The organism is Paraburkholderia aspalathi (genome assembly GCF_905220735.1).
Classification (GTDB): Bacteria; Pseudomonadota; Gammaproteobacteria; order Burkholderiales; family Burkholderiaceae; genus Paraburkholderia; species Paraburkholderia aspalathi.
This window is the reverse complement of the sequence record NZ_CAJNBA010000002.1, coordinates 853,685-876,239: the sequence shown is the minus strand read 5'-3', so window position 1 is coordinate 876,239 and position 22,555 is coordinate 853,685. Positions and strand designations below refer to the sequence as shown.

Annotated in this window: 20 protein-coding genes and 1 pseudogene; 16 read left to right on the top strand and 5 right to left on the bottom strand. The window is 61.7% G+C overall.

All coding sequences use genetic code 11. The annotated features are described in order from the left end of the window. The first annotated feature begins 199 nt into the window (after positions 1 to 199). Positions 200 to 1,117, top strand: a complete 918-nt coding sequence (locus tag KHO30_RS14675; protein ID WP_211701379.1) for an AraC family transcriptional regulator — start codon at positions 200 to 202, stop codon at positions 1,115 to 1,117. A gap of 32 nt (positions 1,118 to 1,149) precedes the next feature. Here KHO30_RS14675 and KHO30_RS14670 read toward each other — a convergent pair whose 3' ends face one another. Beyond that, a complete protein-coding gene (locus KHO30_RS14670) occupies positions 1,150 to 1,857 on the bottom strand; it encodes a GntR family transcriptional regulator (protein WP_211701378.1) in 708 nt (235 codons plus the stop codon). Between the two features lie 226 nt (positions 1,858 to 2,083). Between KHO30_RS14670 and KHO30_RS14665 the strand changes: the two genes are divergently transcribed. After that, entirely contained in the window at positions 2,084 to 3,568 is a 1,485-nt protein-coding gene (locus tag KHO30_RS14665; RefSeq protein WP_211701377.1) for an MmgE/PrpD family protein, read from the top strand. 97 nt (positions 3,569 to 3,665) lie between these two features. Further along, a complete protein-coding gene (locus KHO30_RS14660) occupies positions 3,666 to 5,156 on the top strand; it encodes an MmgE/PrpD family protein (protein ID WP_211701376.1) in 1,491 nt (496 codons plus the stop codon). A 27-nt stretch (positions 5,157 to 5,183) separates the two neighbouring features. On the opposite strand, the gene KHO30_RS14655 is transcribed toward KHO30_RS14660, so the two are convergent. Further along, positions 5,184 to 6,104 carry a LysR family transcriptional regulator gene (locus KHO30_RS14655; RefSeq protein WP_093642798.1) on the bottom strand — a complete coding sequence of 307 codons (921 nt, stop codon included), beginning with the start codon at positions 6,102 to 6,104 and terminating at the stop codon, positions 5,184 to 5,186. Between the two features lie 104 nt (positions 6,105 to 6,208). On the opposite strand from KHO30_RS14655, the gene KHO30_RS14650 reads away from it, so the two are divergent. Genes KHO30_RS14650 through KHO30_RS14635 form a run of 4 tightly spaced genes read left to right on the top strand, consistent with a single transcriptional unit; the run spans position 6,209 to position 9,764 of the window. After that, positions 6,209 to 7,492, top strand: coding sequence for an aromatic ring-hydroxylating oxygenase subunit alpha (locus KHO30_RS14650; RefSeq protein WP_093642801.1), 1,284 nt, complete (start codon positions 6,209 to 6,211; stop codon positions 7,490 to 7,492). Beyond that, positions 7,489 to 7,989: an aromatic-ring-hydroxylating dioxygenase subunit beta gene (locus KHO30_RS14645; RefSeq protein WP_200651641.1), complete on the top strand. Its 501-nt coding sequence runs from the start codon at positions 7,489 to 7,491 to the stop codon at positions 7,987 to 7,989. Before KHO30_RS14650 ends, KHO30_RS14645 begins: the two co-directional genes overlap by 4 nt. 28 nt (positions 7,990 to 8,017) lie before the next feature. After that, positions 8,018 to 8,410: a tautomerase family protein gene (locus tag KHO30_RS14640; protein WP_211701375.1), complete on the top strand. Its 393-nt coding sequence runs from the start codon at positions 8,018 to 8,020 to the stop codon at positions 8,408 to 8,410. 37 nt (positions 8,411 to 8,447) lie between these two features. Then, positions 8,448 to 9,764, top strand: coding sequence for an MFS transporter (locus KHO30_RS14635; protein ID WP_093642810.1), 1,317 nt, complete (start codon positions 8,448 to 8,450; stop codon positions 9,762 to 9,764). A gap of 7 nt (positions 9,765 to 9,771) precedes the next feature. Here the strand turns inward: KHO30_RS14635 and KHO30_RS14630 are convergent, their stop codons facing one another. Further along, positions 9,772 to 11,262, bottom strand: a complete 1,491-nt coding sequence (locus KHO30_RS14630) for a PAS domain-containing sensor histidine kinase (protein ID WP_200619360.1) — start codon at positions 11,260 to 11,262, stop codon at positions 9,772 to 9,774. Between the two features lie 252 nt (positions 11,263 to 11,514). Here KHO30_RS14630 and KHO30_RS14625 point away from each other — a divergent pair, with 252 nt between their 5' ends. The 5 genes from KHO30_RS14625 to KHO30_RS14605 are packed head-to-tail and all read left to right on the top strand — an operon-like array spanning position 11,515 to position 15,535. After that, a complete protein-coding gene (locus KHO30_RS14625) occupies positions 11,515 to 12,696 on the top strand; it encodes an acyl-CoA dehydrogenase family protein (protein ID WP_211701374.1) in 1,182 nt (393 codons plus the stop codon). Between the two features lie 48 nt (positions 12,697 to 12,744). Continuing rightward, positions 12,745 to 13,122, top strand: a complete 378-nt coding sequence (locus tag KHO30_RS14620; protein WP_054041509.1) for a hypothetical protein — start codon at positions 12,745 to 12,747, stop codon at positions 13,120 to 13,122. A gap of 20 nt (positions 13,123 to 13,142) precedes the next feature. After that, the gene (locus KHO30_RS14615; RefSeq protein WP_211701373.1) at positions 13,143 to 13,658 is read left to right on the top strand and encodes a nuclear transport factor 2 family protein; all 516 of its coding nucleotides are present in this window, start codon (positions 13,143 to 13,145) and stop codon (positions 13,656 to 13,658) included. Next, complete coding sequence (locus KHO30_RS14610; RefSeq protein WP_211701372.1) at positions 13,655 to 14,785, top strand: amidase; 1,131 nt, start codon at positions 13,655 to 13,657, stop codon at positions 14,783 to 14,785. The genes KHO30_RS14615 and KHO30_RS14610 overlap by 4 nt, the downstream gene beginning before the upstream one ends. Positions 14,786 to 14,791: 6 nt before the next feature. Next, a complete protein-coding gene (locus KHO30_RS14605; protein WP_211701371.1) occupies positions 14,792 to 15,535 on the top strand; it encodes an SDR family NAD(P)-dependent oxidoreductase in 744 nt (247 codons plus the stop codon). Here KHO30_RS14605 and KHO30_RS14600 read toward each other — a convergent pair. Then, positions 15,525 to 16,187: a response regulator transcription factor gene (locus KHO30_RS14600; protein ID WP_200619366.1), complete on the bottom strand. Its 663-nt coding sequence runs from the start codon at positions 16,185 to 16,187 to the stop codon at positions 15,525 to 15,527. The two genes, KHO30_RS14605 and KHO30_RS14600, sit on opposite strands and share 11 nt — an antisense overlap. A 269-nt stretch (positions 16,188 to 16,456) precedes the next feature. Here KHO30_RS14600 and hpaC point away from each other — a divergent pair, with 269 nt between their 5' ends. Beyond that, the gene (gene hpaC / locus KHO30_RS14595; RefSeq protein ID WP_175052509.1) at positions 16,457 to 17,005 is read left to right on the top strand and encodes a 4-hydroxyphenylacetate 3-monooxygenase, reductase component; all 549 of its coding nucleotides are present in this window, start codon (positions 16,457 to 16,459) and stop codon (positions 17,003 to 17,005) included. Positions 17,006 to 17,048: 43 nt separating this feature from the next. Here hpaC and KHO30_RS14590 read toward each other — a convergent pair whose 3' ends face one another. After that, complete coding sequence (locus KHO30_RS14590) at positions 17,049 to 17,981, bottom strand: LysR substrate-binding domain-containing protein (protein WP_211701370.1); 933 nt, start codon at positions 17,979 to 17,981, stop codon at positions 17,049 to 17,051. A 324-nt stretch (positions 17,982 to 18,305) separates the two neighbouring features. Here KHO30_RS14590 and KHO30_RS14585 point away from each other — a divergent pair, with 324 nt between their 5' ends. From KHO30_RS14585 to KHO30_RS14575, 3 genes and pseudogenes are all read left to right on the top strand, one after another. After that, positions 18,306 to 19,619 (top strand): MFS transporter, encoded by a 1,314-nt coding sequence (locus KHO30_RS14585; RefSeq protein WP_211701369.1) that lies wholly within the window; start codon positions 18,306 to 18,308, stop codon positions 19,617 to 19,619. A 43-nt stretch (positions 19,620 to 19,662) separates the two neighbouring features. Further along, on the top strand, positions 19,663 to 21,126 hold the full coding sequence (locus KHO30_RS14580) for an amidase family protein (protein ID WP_211701368.1): 1,464 nt from the start codon (positions 19,663 to 19,665) through the stop codon (positions 21,124 to 21,126). Positions 21,127 to 21,257: 131 nt separating this feature from the next. Beyond that, positions 21,258 to 22,460 (top strand): annotated as a pseudogene (locus tag KHO30_RS14575) (porin). The last annotated feature ends 95 nt before the right edge of the window (positions 22,461 to 22,555 follow it).

The following is a 22,555-nucleotide window of genomic DNA, read 5'->3' as shown; positions in this document are numbered from 1 at the left end:
GGTTCCTCTGTGTTCTTGACGCCCCAAAATTCGAGCATCGGATGTGAATTAACTGGCTCCAGTGTCGCGCGATTGGCACCGGGGCGGTTGCCGAAAGCGCCGAACTTCTTGCCTAAACTGACGAGGCGTGCTTAAAACCACGCGAATGGTCTTCTGCCGGAGTAAAGTGTTTCCGCCGTCCTGGCATTAGAGATTACGCATGAAATACCGGGTTTCCGAGCCAATGAGTACGACTGCCACACGCACGCACGGCCTCGCGCGAGCCATCGCCCGCTTTGCCCAGTCTGACGGCGACTACACCACAGCCATACCAGCCCTTTCCCTTCATCGCCGGAAGGGGCCAACCGAGCCGTTGCACTGCATCTTTAGCCTCGGGCTGGGCGTCGTTGCCCAGGGCCATAAGCAGGCGTTGGTAGGAAAAGAAGTGGTGAACTACGGTCCCGGCCAATCGATGCTGGCAAGCATCGACCTGCCTGTGATCTCGCACGTCACGCGCGCGAGTATTGAGGAACCGATGCTGGGCCTCATGCTGACACTAGACAGCCGTGACATCGTGAAGACAGCTGCGGAGATGCAGTTGCCGGCTCCACCTCGAACGCCTGCCTTCACGCCCATCACGATCGAAACCCTTGACGATGCCCTGATCGGCGTCCTGATCCGGCTAATCGAATTGCTGGACCAACCGGCATTGGCTCCGCAATTGGCGCCGCTCTTTCAGCAGGAAGTCATCGTGCGGCTTCTCGCTGGCCCGCACAGTCCGCAGTTACAGCACCTTGCGGCCAACGGATCGCCGAGCCAACAGATCGCCAGGGCCGTGAGATGGCTCAAGCAGAATTTCTCGAAGGGACTCCGGGTGGATGACCTGGCCGCGCACGCGCACATGAGTCCTTCAACGTTCCGTCAGCATTTCCGCAACATCACCGGAACAAGTCCTCTGCAATATCAGAAGCAGTTGCGCCTGCAAGAGGCGCGGCAGTTGATGCTCAACCTTGGCATCGACGCGGGTAGTGCCGCGATCCAGGTCGGCTACGAAAGCGCCTCGCAGTTCAGCCGCGAGTACAGCCGTCTGTTCGGCGCGCCTCCCCAGCAGGACGTGAGGCGGCTGCGGCTGTCGTGATGCGCACGTAACGGCGACAGCTTTAATACGGTCTACGGAGTCGCGATATTGCCGCTTTCAGGCACGTGATCCCATGCCTGCTCGATTGCCTGGAGCGCGCTCAACACGATCGACCGGTTCAGCGCTGCTGCAAGCACCCCATCGCGCTCCGAATACGCCTCGCAAAGTCGCTGATGATCGGCGCATGAGCGCTGCAAACGTCCCGGCAACGACGTACTCAAACGACGCAACCGGTTGGTGCGCATGCGCATCGAGTCCAGCACTTCCTTGAAAATGCCGTTACCGCACACCCGGAGTTCCTCGTCGCGAAACGCGACGTTCGCCCAGAAATAGTCGTCTACATCGCCTCGCGTGGCAACTTCGGCGAGACGGCGATGAGCGTCCCAGAGCGATTGGATGTCGGCGTCGGTCGCGTGTTCGACAATCGCGGCCGACACCTGTGCGTAAAGAATCGCACGCAATTGATAGATCTCGCGCACGTCCTTCAGCTTGACTGCCGACACGCGCGGGCGGTGGCGCGGCGACCAGTCGACCAGTCCTTCGCGGCTCAAGACGAACAGCGCCTCGCGCACCGGTGTGCGACTGACGTTGAACCGTTTCGCGAGATCGACAGAGTTCAGATCGTCGCCGGGCAACAGTCGCCCCTCGATGATTCCGCGCGCCACCCAGTCGACGATCTCCGTGACCGGCGGCGATTCGGTGCCCTCTTCGATCCTGCTTCTGTCGACATTCTGGCTCATCACAACTCCTCATTCGATCGGGATGGCTGCCGCGCCACCAAACCAACTCTACCAAACGGTGCCGACTCGCCCCCCTGCCTCAAGGACGGCAGGTCTTTCTCATCTCCATCAAAGTGAGCACAGTTGGCGTACGTTTTGCCAAAATCCAGCGTAATATTTGACTAGACCGCCAAAAGTGTCGACACTAAGGTCTCGACACAATGCCATAAAAAGCCACGGAGACGCCATGTTCATGGACGGAGACTTCATATCGGCACGTCGCCGGCTACTGCGATCGGCGGGCGCGCTGGCGGCGCTATCGATCATGCCGCTGCGCGTCGCCAGCGCGGCAAACGAGGACGGCAATGAGGGCGCGAAAGGCGCCGATATCACCGGCCAGCTCGCGCGTTACATGGTGTCGGCGCGCGATACGCCGCTGCCCGAGGCGGCGATGGTCGCGTGCAAGCAGCGCATCCTCGATACGTTCGGCGCAATGGTTTCGGGCGCGCGGATGCGGCCCGGCATGATGGCCTCGAACTACGTGCACGAATTGGGCGGCAAGCCGCAGGCATCGGTGATCGGCTCGTCGTTTCGCACGACAACCGTCAACGCAGCGCTGGCCAACGCCATGTGCGCACACTCCGACGAAACCGATGACTTCGAGCCGGTGACAAAGGCGCATCCCGGCAGTTCAGTGGTGCCGGCGGCACTCGCGGTCGGCGAACATCAGGCACAAAGCGGCGAGGCAATGATCCGGGCTGTCGCACTCGGATACGATCTCGCCTGTCGGCTGTTGATGGCACTCGGGCCCGATCTCGTGAGAGGTTCGCATCGGAGTGCCGAGGGCACCGCTTCGACGTTCGGCTCGCTCGGTGCAGCGGCATCGATGGCGAGGCTCGACGAAACCCAGATGCGCTATGCGCTTTCCTACTCGGCGCAACAGGTGTCGGGACTCTGGAGCTGGGTCAAGGACAAGGACCACATCGAAAAGGCCTTCGATTTTGCCGGCATGGGTGCGCGCAACGGCGTGACGGCAGTCGGCATGGTTCGGTCGGGTATGACCGGCGTCTACGATGTGCTTGATGGCACGCACAACCTGTTCATCGCGCTATCGACGAAGCCGAACCCGCAAGCCATGCTCGACGGACTCGGCACCCGCTTCTACGTGACCGAAACGGCCATCAAGACTTACTCGGTCGGTTATCCAATCCAGTCGCCCCTCGACGCGTTGCTGAGCTTGCGCAAGCAGTACGGCCTGACGCCGGACAACGTGCGCAGCATCGTCGTCCGGATTCCGTCGGACGCGGAAGGCATCGTCGGCGACAGTGCGATGCCCGACGTCAACTGTCAGCACCTGGTGGCGCTCGCACTGGTCAAAGGCGCGGTGTCGTTTCGCGACAGTCACGATGTCGCGTTGATGCACGATCCAGTGATCGTCGCGCAGCGCGCGAAAGTCACCGTGCAACCTGACCAGTCGTTGATGGACCCCGCCGCGCCGCGCGGCGCCAAAGTAGAAGTCACGCTGACGGATGGCCGCACCGTAGACCACTTCACGCGCTTTCCGCCCGGCACGAAGGAGAACCCGCTGTCCACCGAGGCCGTCAACGCGAAAGCGCGCGATCTGATGGCGCCCGTGCTCGGCGCGGCGAAAACCGCCAGGCTGATCGAGAGAATTAACCACCTGGAGACGCTTAAGGACATTCGCGAACTCAGGCCGTTGATCACGACATGACGTGTCCTTGCGCGAGCTCATCCAACATCCAACAAGCCTTGAAGGTGAAAACTGCCGTCCAGGCTATCGAATATCGAACCTGAAGGAGACAATTTTCATGTCTACGATCGACCGGCGTCATTTTCTGAAAACAGGTGCTGTGGGCGCCTTGGCATCGGCGGCCGCCAGCAAGGTGGTATTCGCTCAAGCGCCAGACGCAGCCAGTGCGCCCCCCGTGCCTGCGCCCACCAACGGCGACGCCGCACACCCGCCGAAAGTCACGCGTATCCTCGCTGAGTTTATTGTCAAGACTGGTTATCAGGACCTGCCCGCTCAGGTCCGTAAGGAGGGCGTGCGGACATTGATGAATTGGGTCGGAGTCGCTGTCGGTGGTTCGCATGACGAAACCGTGGATCGCGCGGTGGCGGCGCTCACACCGTTTTCCGGGCCGCCGCAGGCAAACCTGCTTGGCCGTACCGAGCGCTTCGACATCATGAACGCGGCGTTTATCAACGGCGTCAGCAGTCACATTTTCGATTACGACGATACCCATCTGAAGACGATTATTCATCCGGCCGGTCCAGTCGTATCCGCCATTCTGGCGTACTCACAGTATCGTCCGGTGTCGGGCAAAGACTTTCTGAATGCGCTCGTGCTCGGCGTGGAAACGGAATTGCGCATTGGCAATGCCGTATATCCGAACCACTACGATGTCGGCTGGCATATCACGGGCACGTGCGGTGTATTCGGTGCGGCGGCGGCGACCGGCAAACTCATGGGCTTGAGCGTTCAACAAATGATCTGGGCACTAGGCCTCGCCGCGTCGCAGCCGGTCGGGCTGCGGGAATCTTTCGGCTCGATGAACAAGAGCTTCAACCCAGGGCGCGCGGCCGCCGATGGTATTTTCGCCGCGTTGCTGGCAGGCAAGGATTACACCAGTTCGGACGGCATGATCGAAGCGAAACGGGGATGGGCGAACACTATCAGCACCAAACAGGACTACCGCGAAATCACCGAGGGCTTAGGCTCCCATTACGAGTCGACGTTAAACACTTACAAGCCTTTTGCGTGCGGCATCGTGATCCACCCGGCGATCGACGCAGCAATCCAGCTTCGCAATCAATACCATCTGAAAGCTGAGCAGATCGACCGTATCGATTTGCGCGTGAATCCTCTCGTCATCGAACTAACCGGCAAGAAGACCCCGCAGATCGGCCTCGAGGGCAAGTTCAGCATCTATCACGCAGTGGCGATTGCCGTGATCGACGGAGCAGCGGGTGAAAAGCAGTTCAGCGACGCGAAAGTACGTGACCCGATGACGGTGGCACTGCGAGAGAAGGTAAATACCATCATCGACCCGGCGGTCAAACCGGAGCAGGTTGACATGACCATCACGCTAAAAGACGGGCGCAAGGTGCATAAATTCATCCAGCACGCGATCGGCAGCACCGAAGTGCCGATGACCGATCAGCAACTCGAGAAGAAATTCTCGGATCTGACCGAAGGCATTCTTTCGCCGGATCGAACACGCAAGCTAATCGACACGTGCTGGCAAGTCGAGCAGCTGAACAGCGCCGGCGAAATCGCCCTGTCCGCGCTACCGCAGTAACTGAAAAAGCAGCAAATGCGCTCCGTCTCACCGCTCATCAAACCGCCGCACGATATCGCCCATCAGATTGCGCAACCACACGTTGCCCTCGTCCTGATCGAAATGCTCGTGCCAATGCATCGTGACGGCCGCCATCGGCAACGTAACCGGCAACTCGTAAAGCTGAAACCCGCCATCACGATTGAAAATCTGCGCGAGACGCCGCGGCAGCGTCGCGAACAGATCGGTCACGGCCAGCACGCTCGGCAAGGCCACGAAATGCGGTAGCTCCAACGCAATATGCCGGCCCACACCTTGGGCACGAAACGCATCGTCGAGTGCATAGTGGCTGTGCTCGACCGACGTGATCTGCACGTGCGACGCGTCCAGAAACGTCTTCATGGCCAGTTCTTTCGTGCGTGGCAGGCCGCGCCGTTTGCGTGTCATGCAAACGTAAGTCTCTTCGAACAGCGCCTGATGACGCGTGCGCGCGGTCAAGGTCGGCAGATTGCCGATTGCAAAATCGAGCCGGCTGGCGCGCAACGCATCTTCGATTTCTTCCACCGGTAGCGGCTCGATGCGCAACTTCACGCGCGGCGCCTGCCGATGCAACGCCTCGCAAATCGGCGGCAAGTACGCCAACTCGCCCGCATCGGACAGCGATAAGCGGAACGTGCGCGTGCTCACCGCGGGATCGAAGTGCTCCGCATAGCGCAGTGCTTCACGCACCGTATCCAGCGCCCGCGCGACGATGCCCGACAGTTCGAGCGCGATCGGCGTGGGCTGCATGCCGGCTCGCGTGCGAATAAACAGCGGATCGTCGAACAGGGTTCGCAAACGCCCCAGCGAGTAACTGATCGCCGGCTGTGAAAGTGCAAGCCGCTGACCGGCCCGCGTGAGGCTGCGCTCCTCGACGATCGCCTGGAAAACGCGCAGCAGATTGAGGTCGACGTGGTCTAGCGAATTCATCAAGATATCCATGAGATTGATTTTATATTTTATTTTAGATCAATTTGACGCATATCAGTCGCTCAGCGAGACTTTGCTCCATCGACCACCCCACCTACACCACGATGAGCGATTCCTCATATCAGACCGTCGACGCGAGCGCCTTGTATCAGCGCGCGCAGTCCGACCGCGTCGCCCCCTCGCTGTACTACGACCCGGCGGTCTTCGAAACCGAACTCGAGCGCATTTTCTACAAGACGTGGATCTGGGTCGCGCACGAAAGCGAACTGCCGAATCCGGGCGACTTCCGCACCACCACGATCGGCCGTCAGCCGGTGATCGTGGTGCGCGACAAGAGCGGCGCCGTCAACGTGCTGCAGAACCGCTGCCGCCATCGCGGCGCGACGGTCTGCGAACAGCACAAGGGCAATGCGAAAGGCTTCACGTGCCCGTATCACAGCTGGACGTATGGCCTCGACGGCGCATTGCGCGCACTGCCCTATGGCGACGGCTATGAAGGCGTGATCGACAAGACCGAGTTGCCGCTCGCCAGCTTGCGCGTGGGGATCTATCAAGGTCTGATTTTCGCGAGCTTTAATCAGGAGATCGAGCCGCTCGAAGATTTCCTCGGCGGCGCCAAGCCGTGGATCGACCTCTTCATGAAGCAAGGCGCGGGCTATCCTATCAAAGCCAACGGCGAACATCGCTTCCGCTTTAACGGTAACTGGAAGATCCAGCTCGAAAACACCACCGACCTGTATCACTTCCCGGTCGTCCACAAGTCGTGGATGAAATCGATCGACGACGAAACCGCCGCGGCGATCACGAGCTTCATGACAAGCGACGAAGCCTTCTGCCGCTCACTCGGCAACGGCCATAGCCTCGCCGTGCTGGTGCCGGAACTCGTCGATCTCGACAAGGATGACGGCGCGCCCATTCCCGAACGCTTCCAGGAACTCGCCGCCACGCTTGGCGAAAAGCATACGCCCGACGAGGTGCGCCGCATCGTGCGCTCGCTGATGGGCGTCGGGTTCAACCTGAATCTGTTTCCGAACCTTGCACTCTCGATGGCGTTTTTCCGCGTGCTGCGGCCCATCTCCGCAAACGAGACGGAAATCCGTCACGTCGCCCTTGCCATGGACGGCGGCCCCGACGAAGCGAACCGCGTGCGTCTGCGTATTCACGAGCACTTCCAGGGCCCATTCGGTTTCGGCAGCCCGGACGACGCCGAAGCATGGGAACGCGTGCAGCGCGGCTCGCATGCCGGCCCCGATCTGCCGATCCTCGTGAACCGCGGCCTGAATCGCGAGAGCACCGCGCCGAACGGCGAAAAGACCGCCCACGCTACCGACGAAACCGGGATGCGGGAAGCGTACGCGCAATGGCGCACGATGATGGAGCAAGCATGATGGATGACAGGAACACGCTGTTCTCGCAGAAGACCTTTGCCGGCGCGATCGAACTGATCTGGCGGGAAGCCGAACTGCTGGACCGCAAGGACTATCACGCGTGGCTTTCGCTGTGGGACCCGGCAGGCTTCTACGTGGTGCCGATCGATCACGACACCACCGATTTCGCCGCCACGCTGAACTACGCATACGACGATCAGGACATGCGCGAAAAGCGCGTGCAACGCATGACGTCCGGCTATTCGGCCTCGGCGAGCGACGCCGCCCGCACCGTGCGCACGGTCTCGCGTTTCACGCTGTCGAGCGATGCGAGCGACGAGGTCGAGGTGAGCTCGGCGCAGGTCATCGTCGCGTACAAACGCGGCAAGTCGACCCTGTTCGCGGCGGATCTCACGCATCGCATCAGTTTCGCGAGCGGCGAGCCACGCATCGTGCAGAAGGTGATCCGCCTGATCGATTCGACCGAGGCGCTCAGCGCGATCGGGTTCCTGCTGTGAACTCTCGAAACGCAAGCGAAGCAAAACAATGCCCACACTAGAGGTTTATCTACCGGCCGGCCACGCAGAAGCGCGTAAAGCGCAACTGATTGCCGGTCTCACTCAGGCCACTGTCGACGCGATCAGCGCACCCGCCGAATCGGTGCGAGTTCTGCTGAGCGAATTGCCGCCACACGATTTCGGCATTGGCGGCTCGAGCGCAGCGGATCGTGCAGGCAGCCGCGCATCGCTGCTCGTGATCGTCGCGATCCTGATTGCGGGCCGCACGCCCGCGCAAAAGACCGCGCTGATCGCCACGCTCAGTGAGACAAGTGCTTCTGTGCTCGACTCGCCGCTCGACGCCACCCGCGTGATGATCAAGGACATTCCGAATACCGACTTCGGTATCGGCGGCCAGACCGCGAAGTCACTCGGGCGCTAGCGTCCCTTCCCCCACAAGCGAACCAGCGAGCACGACGATGCCAAACGACACGCTTTCTCCCTCGGCCGTATCAGCCGCCACGCCAGCGGCGCCTGCGACCTCGCGGACACTGCGGCGGATCATCGTCGCCTCCGTGATCGGCAACGCGCTCGAGTGGTATGACTTTTTTCTGTACGGCACGGCCGCGGCCCTGATCTTCGGGCCGTTGTTCTTCCCGCTGCACGGCGACCCGCTGATGGGCACCCTCGCCGCGTTTGCGGGCTTCGCGATCGGCTTCCTGGCGCGGCCGCTAGGCGGCATCGTGTTCGGGCACATCGGCGACCGGCATGGCCGCAAACGCGCGCTCGTCGTGACGCTGATGATGATGGGCGTCGCGACCTTCGGCATTGGCCTGTTGCCGACGTTCTCGCAGATCGGTTTCCTCGCGCCTATCGCGCTCATCTGTTTGCGGGTCGTGCAAGGCATCGCATCCGGCGGCGAATGGGGCGGTGGCGTGCTGCTCATCAGCGAGAGCGCACCGGCGAATCGCCGTGGCTACTACGCATCGTTCAGTCAGTTGGGCGTGGCGGGAGGCTTCGTGCTGTCGGCGGCCGCGTTCTATCTGGTGCAGCGGCTGCCAGTAGAGAGCTTCATGTCGTGGGGCTGGCGCCTGCCGTTTCTCGCTAGCGTGCTGATCTTCGGCGTAGGTGTCTATATTCGCCGAAGCCTGCCCGAGAGCCGCGACTTTACCGCGGCCAAACCGAAGCACATGCCGGTGCTGACCGTGCTGCGCAATCACCCGAAGCAGGTATTGCAGGCCATGGGGCTGCGTATCGCCGAAAACGGCGGCACGTATATCTTCCTTTCGTTCGTGCTGGTGTACGGCAAGACGATCGGTGTGCCGGTCTCGGTGATGCTCGGCGGCGTGATGCTCGCGATGTTGCTCGAACTCGCCACGATCGTGCTGTGGGGGCGGCTATCGGATGTGATCGGCCGGCGGCCGGTGTATATGATCGGCGCGCTCGGCCTCGTCGTGATCGCGTTTCCCGCGTTCTGGCTGATCGATACGCATGAACCGTTGCTGGTGTTCCTCTCGCTCGCATTAGGTTTGCCCTTCTGCCACGCCGCGATGATCGGTACACAGCCCGCGCTGATGGGTGAACTCTTTCCCACCGAGGTCCGCTATTCGGGCATGGCGCTAGGCCATGAAATTGCCTCGGTGTTTTCCGGCGGACTCGCACCTCTCGTCGCTATCGCGCTGTATTCGAAGTTCCATGCGCCCTGGCCAGTCGCGTTGATGCTGATCGGCTTCGGCCTCATCACCGCGATCACACTCGTGACCATTCCGAAGAACATCAATACGGCGCATGACTGAAATGCGATCAGCCGGCGGGAACGGCCACAATCGGCAGCGTAAAGCTGCATTGAAGGCCGCCTTGCCGTGCCGGTTTGGCCCAGATTTCGCCGCCATGCCGCGTGACGATGTTTTTGCACAGCGACAAACCGATGCCGTTGCCGCCCGCCTTCGACGAAGAAAACCCGTCGAACAGGCGGCCGTGCGCTTCGGCGGGCACGCCTGGGCCGTTGTCGATGACCTGTACGAGCGCGTATTTTCCGCGCAGGCTGGTGACGAGGCGCAATTCACCGCGCCGCGCAGCGGCATTCAGGCATTCAGTCAGCGCCTCGATCGCGTTGAAGGCCAGATTCAGCACCACCTGGCCAATCAGCACGCGCTCGCAATACACCGGCAAGGCTTCCGGTGCCTGCTCGATCGTGACCGCAACGCCTGCGTCTCTCGCGCGCAATTCGATGAAGTATGCGACGTCCGCGACGACGTCTCGCAAGTCCGCCTGGGTCTCGCTCGGCTCCCGCTTGACAATGTAATCGCGCACGCTCTTGATGATCACCGCCGCGTGCTCGGCCTGGCGATCAGCGCTGCGCAGGCCCCACAATGCATCGTCGATGGGACCGGGTTGGCCGAGCCGCAGAATCGCGCCCTCGATGAAATTGCGCACCGCGGCGAGCGGCTGACTCAACTCGTGCGCGATGGCGGTCGCCATTTCGCCCATCGCGTTGTAGCGCCCCGCGTATTCCAGCAGCCGTGCCTCGTTACGGCGCGCCTCTTCGATAGCCACTTCGTCCGTGATGTCGCGAAAGTGCAGGAGGCGGCCGTTGAGGTCGTCTTCGATCTCGATTCGTCGGCAGGTGATGCGCAACCAGCCCGGCGTGCCGTCGCGGCGCGTGATGCGATAACGCTGCGGTGGCGAAGGCTGGATGCGCGGTGCGGTGGCGAGCTGTTCGAGCAGCCGGTCGCGATCCGGCTCGCTGCAATAGTCGAGCACGTCGCCCATCGGCGCGCCCTCTTCCAGACCCAGCACACGCCGTCCGGATTCGCTGACGAACTCCACTTCGCCCGCGGGCGTCAGTACGGCCACGCCCTCACCCAGATCCTGCATGAACTCGCGCAGCCGCGACTCATAGCGCCGCAGCGTTTGCTTGAGCGTGTCCTCGACGCTGATGTCGCGAAACTGCACCATCACCACCGCACGCTCCTGCAAAGGCACGTAGGTTGCAATGGCTTCGGACAGCATGTCGGCGCCCGTGCGCGAACGGTAACACCACTCGTAGACCTGCGGACCTTCCGTGATCGCACGGTCCATGGCCCCGACGCCGATCTCGCGCCGATACTTCGGTACCGGCCGGGTCATGTCTTTCGCCTTGAGCGGCAGCATTTCCTCAAGCGTGAAACCGAGCGCCTCGCAAGCTGCCCGATTGGCCCACACGATCGCCTTCGTTTCGGCGTCGTGCAGCAGCACGCACAGCGTCAGCGCGTCGAGCAGGCGGTGGAAATCTTCTTCGGCGGGGAAATTCATCGGGCGAGGCTGCACAAAAGTTCGATCGCGTACGTGGAGGAACATAACACCAGTCGGCATGATTCGCGTCTGAAGATTTCTTTAGATACCCCCGGCGCCGTACCTAAAAACACGTCTTGCGTCCCAATTGAAGCGTTCTTTTTGCATTTCTAGACTGGCTTCACCCTGCACGCGCCGTCGTCGGCGTCTTTGCCCGCGACCGAAACGTGCCTCGTGTTCCAGCCGATAACGAATCAAGGAGATGCCCCCGCCATGTCAGACACCGCCATCGACACTGTTGCCGCCGTCGCAGAAGCCAGCCGCGATGCAGCGCGTTTGCCGCTCGCCGACGTCATCGTCGAAATCGCCGCACGGCGTGAAGAGTTCGATCGCCTCTCGCATGTGCCGCGCGATGTCATCGCCAAACTCAAACGCGCGGGTGTGTATCGCGCCGCAACGCCTAAGCGTTTCGGCGGCGATGCGCTCGCACCTACTGCGTTTCTTGACATGATCGAACGTATCGCGGTAGCGGACGGCTCAGCCGCCTGGGTCGCGAGCTTCGGCTCGGCGAACGTGTATCTCGCAGCCTTGCCGCTGGCCACTCAGGCGCAGATCTACGCCGACGGTCCCGATCAGGTGTTCGCAGGCGGTCTCTTCCCGGTACAAGCCGCTCAGCCCGCCGATGGCGGCTGGCGTGTGAACGGTACGTGGAAATTCGCGAGCGGCTGCAAGGGCGCGGATTGGCTCGGCGTAGGGATTGGCGCGGCCGGCCCAAGCGCGGGCACGCCCGGCAAACCGCGCACCGCCGTGTTCCGTCCGCATCAGGTCGAGATCGTCGAGAACTGGGATGTGGTTGGCATGCAAGGCACCGGCAGTCACGACCTGCGCGTCACCGATCAGTTCGTCACCGACGACTGGACCTTCGTGCGCGGCGGCGAACCGTGCGTGGACGAACCGCTGTATCGCTATCCGACCATCGCCTACGCGGCGCAAGTGCTGGCCGTGGTCAACCTCGGCCTCGCACGTGCGGCGCTCGATGTTGCCAACCAGATGGCCGGCGGCCGCAAGACGACAACCGGCGCGCCACAACTCGCCGACCGCGCGTACTACCGGATCGAACTGGCGAAAGCCGAAGCCCAATTGCGTTCGGCCCGCGCATTCTTCTACGACACCACCGACGACGTCTGGCAATCGATCCTCGCCGGCAACCCCGTTACACCCGAGCAGACCAGCCTGCTGCGGCTCGCCGCGACGCAGATCGCCCGCGAAGGCGCCGACGTCGTACAGCGCGCCTACCGGCTCGGTGGCACGATGGCGATCTATCGCTCGCATCCGCTGCAGCGCCTGGTGCGCGACGCAATGGTGGTCACCCAGCACGCGTTCCTCGGCGAGGGCAACTTCGACGGCGCCGGTGCGGTGTTCGTCGGCGTGCCGCCGATTCCGGGCTATCTGTAAGCTATTTTTTGATTTTGCCGTTCAAACGATTTCATGGAGAACCACACAATGTCCGATAACCCGAACCTGCCCTTGCGCGTTCTGTTCTGCTGCGGCGTGACGCAGAATTTCTTCGACTTGCCGCGCGAGAAAATCGGCGAAGTCTGGCAGGCTTACGGCAAGATGCTGGCTGCCGTCGAATCGATGGACGGCGTCAGCGTGCTCGGCATCATGGACGACGACCGCCTCACCGTCGGCAACGCCGACAACTCGCCGTGGACCTTCTACATCATGGCCGACGTGCGCGACTTCGATACCGCCGTGGCGGTGTGCAATCTGTATCGCACCACGCCGGTCGGCGAATACAACCTGTGGCGGTACGGCAAGATCGAAGCGCGCGTTGGCCGCGCGCTGCAAGTGCCGCCGCAACACGCCAACGCGGCTTGAACGCGCCGGAGCACGATGCGATGAACGAGAACCCGGATACGCTTGTCAGGTTGACCGAACGGCTTGCCGCGCTCGAAGCCGAATCGGCGGTGCGCCGCACGATGGCGCGCTATATGGCGCTCTGCGACGTGCCCTCGGGTGCGCTCGAGGGCGAGACGCTCGCGGCCCTCTTCGCTGCCAACGCGATCTGGGAAGGCATCGGCCCGCAGTACGCGAGCAAGTTCGGCCACCTCACCGGTCACGCGGAAATTCTCGCGATGCTCACTCGCTACTTACCGCCGTCACCGCATTTCTCGGTCAATGTGCATTTCCTCACGTCGGAAACTATCGAGGTTCAAGGCGCAACCGCGAAAGGCCGTTGGATCATGCTGCAAGCGTCCGGCTATGTCGACGTGCAAGCTGAGTTGATCTCGGCACGCCTCGACGTGGATTTCGCACCCGCCGACAATGGCCACGATTGGCTCATCACGCACTTTCGCACCGAACGCCTTTTCGATGCGCCCTGGCAAGTCAACGCAAGGAAACCGAACCCATGAATGAGTTTATCCAGACTTTGTCGTTAGGCGGCACAGGCCCCAGCATCGCCATCAAGGACACGATCGATATCGCCGGCTATGCGACCACGGCGGCGAGCCGTGCGTTGGCCGACGCACCACCCGCGCAGCAGCACGCGGAAGTCGTGGAGCGCTTGCTCGATGCCGGCTGGCACATCGTCGGCAAGGCGAATATGCACGAGCTCGCTTTCGGCATGACGGGTATCAACGATTACACCGGCACGCCGCAAAATCCCCAGGACGCCTCGCGTATTCCCGGCGGCTCGTCGAGTGGATCGGCGGCGGCCGTTGGTTTGAAGCTTGCCGATGCCGCGCTTGGCACGGACACCGGTGGTTCGATTCGCGGCCCCGCCGCGTGTTGCGGCGTAATCGGTTTGAAGCCGACTTTTGGACGCGTCTCGCGGCGCGGCGTCGCACCGCGTGAATCGACGCTCGATTGCGTCGGGCCGTTCGCGCGCGAGATGCAAATGATCGTCGCCGCGATGCAGGCGATCACCGCCGATTTCGACACACATGCGGCCCAGGCGGCACGAAGCGGCGCATGGAACGTTGGTATCGTGCAGGTCGACGCAGCGCCGGAAATCCTTAAAGCCGTCACGCGCGCCACGGACCAGGCCGATTGCACCGCTCTCACGCTGGAACTCGCAGGGCTTGCCGCCGCCTTCGAAGCGGGCCTCGCGATCATCAACGTAGAAACCTTTCATGCGTTCGGTCACCTCGTGGCAAGCGGCAAGCTCGGCGCCGATCTCGACGCACGGCTGCGCGCCGCTGCGAATACAACCGCGGCGCAATGCGAGGCGGCAGAGTCGGTGCGTCGGCAATTCACAGCCGCCGTCGATCACGCGCTTGAGAGCGTCGATGTGTTGATTCTGCCCACACTTCCCGCGCTGCCGATCACGCTCGCCGAGGCACGCGGCGGCACCTCCGTCATCGCCATGTCGTCGTTGATCCGGCCGTTCAATCTGAGTGGCCATCCGGCACTGAGCTTGCCCTTGCCTATCGATGGTTCGCCGCTCAAGGCCGGCTTGCAGATCGTCGGACGCAAAGGGGCGGATGAGCAGGTGTGCGCGATTGCGGCGCGATTTGAAGCCGCTCTTATCTCGGAGTAAAAAGCAATGCAGAAAAGAGTCGTACTCGTCACCGGCGCCGCGCGTGGTCTTGGCGCCGCGATTGCCACACGCTTTCATGCAGCGGGTTATGCGGTCGCCATCGGCGACATTGCGTTCGATGCCGCACAGGCCCTTGCCCGCGATCTGAGCGCAGACGGCTCGAGCGCCTTCGCGCTGAATCTCGACGTCACCTCGAAGAGCGCATTCGAGTCCGCACGCGATGCGATCCTGCAACGCTGGGGCCGCATCGACGCATTGATCAACAACGCGGGTGCATCCAAAGTCGTATCCGTGATGGAGATCACCGCCGAGCAGTTCGATCAGGTGATCAACGTAAACCTGCGCAGCGTGCTGTTCGGCTGTCAGGTGTTCGGCCAGCATTTCGCCGACGTCGGCGCAGGCCGCATCGTCAATATCGCCTCGCTGGCGGGACAAAACGGCGGATCGGCCACCGGCGCGCACTATGCGGCAGCAAAAGGCGGTGTCATTACATTGACCAAGGTGTTCGCACGTGACCTCGGCGCAGCGGGCGTGACCGTCAATGCAATTTCGCCTGGGCCGATGGATCTGCCGATCGTGCACGAGAGCGTCGCGGCCGACAAACTGAAGGCGGTGATCGCCAACATTCCGGCGGGACGTCTGGGCTCAGCGGACTATGTCGCCGATGTCGCGGTCATGCTGGCTGCTGAGAACGCTTACTTTGCAAACGGCGCATGCTGGGATGTGAACGGCGGCCTGTTCATGCGTTAGTGCTCGACGCGGCCGCCTCCTGATCCCACACCGCCATTACGTCGCGCACCAGCATCGCGATAGACGCCGCGCCAAGTTTGTCTTTGATGCTTGCGCGATGCACGTCGACGGTCTTCACACTGATGGACAGATCGGAGGCGATACGCTTGCTGCCCTTACCGTCGATCACGCCGCGCAGCACTTCTTTCTCGCGGGCCGTTAGCGACGCCAGGCGCTTGCGTAACTCGCGCTGCTTCTGATCGGCAGCATGACGTTGCGACGCGAGTTTCAACGCACGCTGCACGCGATCGAGCATCTGCTGCGAGTTATATGGCTTCTCGACGAAGTCAATTGCGCCATTCTGCAAAGCCCGCACCGACATCGGAATGTCGCCATGACCGCTGACGAAAATGATCGGCAGCGTCGCACCTCGACGGTTCAACTCGGCTTGCACGTCGAAGCCGCTTTGCTCCGGCATGCGCACATCGAGCACGAGGCACGCGGGCACGCTCGGATCAAACGCGCTCAAAAATTCACTGGCGTTGGCGAAGCCCGCCGACTTCACGCCGACCGACTCGAGCAGCCAGGCGAGCGAGGTACGCATGCCGTTGTCGTCGTCGACGATATAGACGATCGGTGCGAGGGACGGAGCGGACTGAGGCTGCTGGGACATGGCGTCTGTGGAACGGTTCGGGATGGGTGCAATTCGAAGCGTCTTGCGGGTTCATGATAACCAGTGGAAAAAGCGCTGCAAAGCGATAATTACCCTGTAGCGGAGATAAAAGACGCTCATACGCTGCACCGTACAGACAGGCATTGGGGAAACCTTTAGACGGACTGGGAAAGAGGCCTCTACGCGCACCGCTCGCGCTGATTTTTTTCCGCGCGAGGATTGATTACGCTTGAATCCAGATCCCTACCGCGCCCCCAGGAACCCAGAACATGACGCCGACCTCACAAGTAACGCAAGCGACTCCCGCCGCCGACCCCGAGCTCGCAGCCCGGCAGCAATTCCGTCAGGCCATGGCGCATCTGTCCGCGGCCGTGAACGTCATCACGACCGCCGGTCCGCATGGACGCTGCGGCGTCACCGCGAGCGCCGTGTGCTCAGTGACCGATACGCCGCCCACGCTGCTCGTTTGCCTGAACCGCTCGAGCGCGATGCACGCCACCTTCGAACGCAACCGGCATGTTTGCATCAACGTACTGCCCGGTGAGCATGAACTGCTCGCGCGTCACTTCGCCGGCATGACGCAGGTGCCGATGGAGGAACGCTTTGGCTGGCCGATCTGGGACGACGGCACGCACGGCGTGCCGGTTTTGCGCGACGCACTCGCGAGTCTGCAGGGCGAGATCGTCGATCTGAAGGAAGTGGGTTCGCACTCGGTCATGTTTGTCAAAACCACCTGCATCAGCGTGCGCACGGATGGCGATGGCTTGATCTATTTCGATCGCAATTTCCACCGCATCAAGCGCTCGGCATCGCATTGACGCACGACGGGCGCAATTGAAACCAGCAGCGACGCGTGGCCCCTTAAACCACGCCCGCGCTATCGGTGTCGAACTGAAACTGCGGCACCGCCGCGACCGCCTCAACGAAACAGTCGATCAAATAATCGCAGGCCGAGGTATTCAATGCGTCACGCCGCGAGATGATGCCTACTGACACGCGCGGCAATGGTTCACGCACCGGCACTGAAACGAGCCGCTCGCGAATCCAGTCTGCTTCCAGAAAGCTCTTCGGACAGCACGACAGCAGATTGCTATTCACCGATAGCGAAAAACTCGCACTGAACGAGCTGCACTCCACCACCACGTTCGGCACGCTCGCCCCATGCTGCACGAAAAAATCCTGTAACGACTGGCCGATGCTTTCGGGCGTTGTGTTCAGCATCCATTCCGCGCCTTCCAGATCCGCAATCGATTCAGCATTAGCCAATGGGTGCCCTTTGCGTGCGGAAATGATCAACTCGCCTTCGAGCAACGAGCGGAACATGAATTCCGGCGCGAGCTTCTTTTCGTCGACGATCGCGATCACGAAGTCGAGCGAGCCATCGCGCAGCCGTGCCAATGCTGCCGTCAGAAAGCCTTCCTGAACCGAGAGCCGCGTCTTCGGCATGCGCTGCCGGAACGAGTGAATGGCGCGCGACAGAAACTTCAGCGACACCAGCGGCGTGACCGCACATGACACTGTGCCGCCCGCCTGGCCGGATAGATGGACCACGTCGTCTTTCGCGTGCTGCATCTCGGCCAGGATGAGCCTCGCGCGTGCACACACCGCCTGGCCGAACTGCGTGAGTTGCGCGCCACGCGCGCTGCGCGACACCAGCGGCACGCCCAACTCCTGTTCAAGCTCACGAATCGCCTTGGTCAACGCGGGCTGGGACAGACACACCGTTTTGGCCGCAGCGCGAATGCTGCCGTGCTGGGCAATCGCCACTAGAGCGCGCAACTGGTTGTATTTCACGGGTTAGAGCGGTCGGATGAACCGTTGGAGAAAGAGGAGTCACGCTCGGCATCAACCGGCGGCTGATGGCTTGAATCGATGGTACACCGCAGGAAAACCCCTGGCCATGCTCCCAAATACCCATAGCCGTGCGGCCCGCATAAGCCCTGCCCCTCGCCCGAACCCGGCCCGGCCGGGCGCGATAACCCAGCGTTATCACAATAAGAAAAAGCAAATCCAGAATGCTTTTTTGACTCCCTAGACTTTTCCTGTCGCCGTCATTGAAGGCGCTCGAAACGATATCGAAGCATCACGGTTTGATTCACCTCCAGAGGGATCCCGTTCATGAAGTCACCGTCACTCAGTTCATCGCTCAACGATGTCAGTCAAAGCGCGAGGCATAGTCCATCGACGCGTGGGCTGATCGTCGCGACGACGATCGGCAACGCGTTTGAATTCTTCGACCTCACCGTCTACAGCTTCTTTGCCGTGCTGCTCGGCAAGCTGTTCTTCCCGCTCGCTTCGTCGCAACAGCAACTTCTGCTCTCGGTCGGCACGTTCGGTATCGGCTTTATCGCGCGTCCGCTCGGTGGCGTGCTGTTCGGGGTGCTGGCGGACCGCTTCGGCCGTATCGCCGCGATGAATCTCACGCTCGTGACAATGGCGGTGGGCACAGGCCTGATCGGCGTGATGCCCACCTACGCGCAAATCGGCATCGCCGCACCGCTCGCGATCGTCGCTGCGCGCTTGCTGCAAGGCTTTTCCGCCGGCGGCGAAGTCGGCGTCGCGACCACGCTGCTCGCGGAACGCGCGTCTTCTTCGCGGCGTGGCTACATCACGAGCTGGCAGTTTGCGAGCCAGGGCGCGGCAGCGCTGGCCGGCTCGCTGGTGGGCTTTCTACTGTCGCACTACCTCGACAAGGCTTCGCTCGAAACCTGGGGATGGCGTATTCCATTTCTCGCAGGCGTGCTGATCGCGCCGCTCGGCCTTTATCTGCGTTCACGGCTGGGCGGCGAAGCGGATGCGCCGGCCAACTCAGCGCCCGATTCTGCCGGCGTGCTGAAGACTGTTCTGCAGCGCGACTGGCGCCTCGTGCTGGTGGCTCTCTTTCTTGTGGTCGGCGGTACGTCAGCGCATTTCATCGTGATCTATTACATGTCGACGTATGCGATCAAGGTGCTGCATCTGCCAATGGATACCGCCCTCTGGTGCGGGATTCTCGCCGGCGCGGTCATGCTGGTGATGTCGCCGGTGGGCGGCATCTGGTCCGATACGTTCGGCCGCAAACGCGTTACCTTCATCTCGCGCGTGCTGCTGACCGTGCTCATTCTGCCGGGTTTTTATCTGATCCAGCACTCGCCTTCGGTGAGCACTTTATATCTGGTGGTCTGCGCACTCGCAGCGCTGCATTCCATCAACGCCGGTGCGACCGGTTCAATGCTGCCGGAGATGTTCCCGCGCAGCACACGTGCAACGGGACTTTCCCTTGCCTATGCAGCGGGCGTGTCGATCTTCGGCGGCTTTGCGCAATTCATCGTGACCTGGCTGATTCAGGCAACCGGAAATCCGGCCGCGCCCGCCTGGTACGTGATCGTTTGCGGGGTGCTCTCGCTGATCGCGCTCCTGTTCGTGGTCGACCGCACGCGTCAGGACATCTAGGCCGTCACACACATCATTCGTTCTTCAACACCGCGAAATTCTCATGTCAGATACTCTTCACGCCAATACACGGCTCGCTGTGAGCAGCGATCTTTGTGACCTGTCCGCCCTTACCTTGCTCGAACTGCAGCGCAAGAAAGAAGTGAGCGCCGTCGACATTCTGAACGCTCACCTCTCACGCATCGAGGCCGTCAACCCGCAAGTCAACGCACTGGTGACGATCGCGGATGAATCTGCCTTGCGCAACCGTGCCGCCGAAATCGATGCGCAATGGGCGCGCGGCGTCTGGCAAGGTCCCTTGCATGGACTGCCCGTTTCGCAGAAGGACCTGACCGCGACGCGCGGCGTGCGCACCACGTTCGGCTCAAAGGCCTTCGAACATCACGTACCCAAGCACAGCGCACTGATCGCTCGCCGCTGTGACGCTGCAGGTGCGCTGATGATCGGCAAATCGAACACCCCTGAGTTCGGTTCCGGCTCGCACACGTTCAACGACGTGTTTGGCGTGACGCGCAATCCGTGGGACCTGAACAAGTCCGCCGGCGGGAGCAGCGGCGGCGCGGCGGCATCCGTTGCGTGCGGGATGAATCCGCTAGCGTGCGGCAGCGACATGGGCGGTTCGCTGCGCAATCCGGCCGCGTGGAATGCGGTGGTGGGTTTGCGTCCGTCGCCTGGACGCGTGCCGCGCGCGCCGGATCCGAACGGCTGGGCGACACTCGGCGTAGATGGGCCGATGGCGCGCGATGTCGCCGATACCGCCTTGCTGCTCAGCGCGATCTCCGGCCCCTCAGGCGAAACCGCGACCGAAATCACCGAACCAGGATCGCGCTTCGCGCAACCGTTGCAACGCGATTTTCGTGGCACACGCGTCGCCATGTCGATCCAGCTTGCCGGTCTTGCTGTCGACCCCGAGATTCAGCGGGCCGTACAGGCCCAGGCGGCGGTGTTCGAGTCGATGGGTTGCGAGGTCGAATTCGCCGACCCCGATCTCGGTGACGCCGAGGACGTGTTCCGCATCGAGCGCGCGTGGATGATCGGCAGCCTGGTTGATCGGCTCGATGCCGGGGCACGCGCACAATTGAAGCCGGAAATCGAAGCGGAGTGCCGTCTGCATCGCTCGCTATCCGCAGCGGACTTGGGCGATATGTTCGCGCGCAAGACGGCCTTGTTCGAACGCATGCGCCGCTTCATGGACAACCACGCGTACTACGTGCTGCCCGCCACACAGATGCTGCCCTTCGACGCCGATCTGCGCTGGCCCACTGAATTCATGGGTACGCACTACGACTCGTACATCGACTGGATGCGCATCTGCTGGTATCTGTCTTCCACTGAATCGCCGGTGCTCGCTATGCCATGCGGCTTTAGCGCGTCCGGCTTGCCGATCGGCTTGCAGATCGCCGGACGCTTTCGCGACGAATGGAGTCTGCTCCAGTTCGGCCATGCCTATGAGACCGCCGCGGCCCGCCGCACAATACGGCCACCGCTGATCAGCGGGCGCCGTTAGACACCGCTAATTCCGAGGTTCTTCCATTAGCCGGTTTCGCCGCCGGCTGCTTGCAGACAAGCAACGCGTGGCTCGCGGGAGCGAACACGTCCGTCACTTTTCGCACTTCCTCTAAACGAGCGTCAAACCACATGAAAAAAACGCTACTGGCAGTAAGCCTCGCCGCACTCCTTCCGGCCGTGGTGCATGCACAGAGTGCCGTCACGCTATAGGGCATTATCGATGAAGGTTTGAGTTATACGAGCAATGCAGCGACGGCCAATGCCAACGGCAGCGTCTCGGGTCATAGCGCGGTTCGTCTGCTGAGCGGCGTGATGCAGCAAAGCCGCTGGGGCATGCGCGGCGCGGAGGATCTCGGCGGCGGCATGAAAGCGATCTTCATGCTGGAGAACGGCTTCGACGCCAGCACCGGCAAACTCGGCCAAGGCGGGCTGCTGTTCGGCAAGAAAGCGTGGGTGGGCTTGTCGGGTCCATTTGGCACGGTCACGCTCGGCCGCCAGTACGACACGAACGTCGATATCCTGGGGCCCTTCGAGGTCGGCGATCAATGGGGTGGCTATATGGCGGCGCATCCTGGCGATCTCGACAACATCAACAACACGAACTCCACCAACAATGCGATCAAGTTCACCAGCAATACGTATGGTGGCTTGACGGTGGAAGGTATGGTTAGCCTGGGCGGCGTCGCGGGCAATTTCTCGCGCAACCGGATCTGGTCAGTGTCGGCAGGGTATGTGAATGGGCCGTTGGCGCTCGGTGTGGGTTATCTCGATGTCGCCAACCCGAATACATCCTTCTTTGGCAGTACCGGTAGTCCCGCGGCTACTGTGAATGGCGTGCCTGGCAGCAATATGGTGTCGCCTGTGTATTCCGGGTATGCGTCGGCGAAATCGCTGCACGTGATTGGGGCTGGGGCGTCGTATCTTTTTGGTGCGGCGACGTTTGGCGCGACGTATTCGAATACGAGTTTTCGTGATCTTGGGGATCTGTCGTCGGGGCCGAATCCTGCCGGGCTGAGTGGCAATGCCACGTTGAATAATGCGGAAGTGAACTTCAAGTATCAGATCACGGCTGATTTGCTGTGTGGGGTTGCGTATGACTATACGAAAGGGAGTTCGGTCAAAGGCATGACAGGGGCGACCTATCAGCAGGTCGCTTCAGGGGTCGACTACTTCGTGTCGAAACGTACTGATGTGTATCTGATTGGGGTTTATCAGAAGGCCTCCGGGGTGGACTCGACTGGCAGGCAGGCCGTGGCTGCTGTTAATGGGCCTTCGGCGGCGGCTGATGATAAACAGGCTGTTGTGAGGGTTGGTCTTCGGCATAAGTTTTGAATTTCTCTTTTTGCCTGCGCGGCGGTTGTTTGTCCGTGTTCCTGGGGCTTTGGGCTTTCCTTGTTCTGGCCTTGGTGCCTTTCCTTGATTTGTTA

Coding starts and splice junctions, on each gene's coding strand:
- KHO30_RS14675 (WP_211701379.1), top strand. CDS start 200: ATGAAATACCGGGTTTCCGAGCCAATGAGTACGACTGCCACACGCACG.
- KHO30_RS14670 (WP_211701378.1), bottom strand. CDS start 1,857: ATGAGCCAGAATGTCGACAGAAGCAGGATCGAAGAGGGCACCGAATCG.
- KHO30_RS14665 (WP_211701377.1), top strand. CDS start 2,084: ATGTTCATGGACGGAGACTTCATATCGGCACGTCGCCGGCTACTGCGA.
- KHO30_RS14660 (WP_211701376.1), top strand. CDS start 3,666: ATGTCTACGATCGACCGGCGTCATTTTCTGAAAACAGGTGCTGTGGGC.
- KHO30_RS14655 (WP_093642798.1), bottom strand. CDS start 6,104: ATGAATTCGCTAGACCACGTCGACCTCAATCTGCTGCGCGTTTTCCAG.
- KHO30_RS14650 (WP_093642801.1), top strand. CDS start 6,209: ATGAGCGATTCCTCATATCAGACCGTCGACGCGAGCGCCTTGTATCAG.
- KHO30_RS14645 (WP_200651641.1), top strand. CDS start 7,489: ATGATGGATGACAGGAACACGCTGTTCTCGCAGAAGACCTTTGCCGGC.
- KHO30_RS14640 (WP_211701375.1), top strand. CDS start 8,018: ATGCCCACACTAGAGGTTTATCTACCGGCCGGCCACGCAGAAGCGCGT.
- KHO30_RS14635 (WP_093642810.1), top strand. CDS start 8,448: ATGCCAAACGACACGCTTTCTCCCTCGGCCGTATCAGCCGCCACGCCA.
- KHO30_RS14630 (WP_200619360.1), bottom strand. CDS start 11,262: ATGAATTTCCCCGCCGAAGAAGATTTCCACCGCCTGCTCGACGCGCTG.
- KHO30_RS14625 (WP_211701374.1), top strand. CDS start 11,515: ATGTCAGACACCGCCATCGACACTGTTGCCGCCGTCGCAGAAGCCAGC.
- KHO30_RS14620 (WP_054041509.1), top strand. CDS start 12,745: ATGTCCGATAACCCGAACCTGCCCTTGCGCGTTCTGTTCTGCTGCGGC.
- KHO30_RS14615 (WP_211701373.1), top strand. CDS start 13,143: ATGAACGAGAACCCGGATACGCTTGTCAGGTTGACCGAACGGCTTGCC.
- KHO30_RS14610 (WP_211701372.1), top strand. CDS start 13,655: ATGAATGAGTTTATCCAGACTTTGTCGTTAGGCGGCACAGGCCCCAGC.
- KHO30_RS14605 (WP_211701371.1), top strand. CDS start 14,792: ATGCAGAAAAGAGTCGTACTCGTCACCGGCGCCGCGCGTGGTCTTGGC.
- KHO30_RS14600 (WP_200619366.1), bottom strand. CDS start 16,187: ATGTCCCAGCAGCCTCAGTCCGCTCCGTCCCTCGCACCGATCGTCTAT.
- hpaC (WP_175052509.1), top strand. CDS start 16,457: ATGACGCCGACCTCACAAGTAACGCAAGCGACTCCCGCCGCCGACCCC.
- KHO30_RS14585 (WP_211701369.1), top strand. CDS start 18,306: ATGAAGTCACCGTCACTCAGTTCATCGCTCAACGATGTCAGTCAAAGC.
- KHO30_RS14580 (WP_211701368.1), top strand. CDS start 19,663: ATGTCAGATACTCTTCACGCCAATACACGGCTCGCTGTGAGCAGCGAT.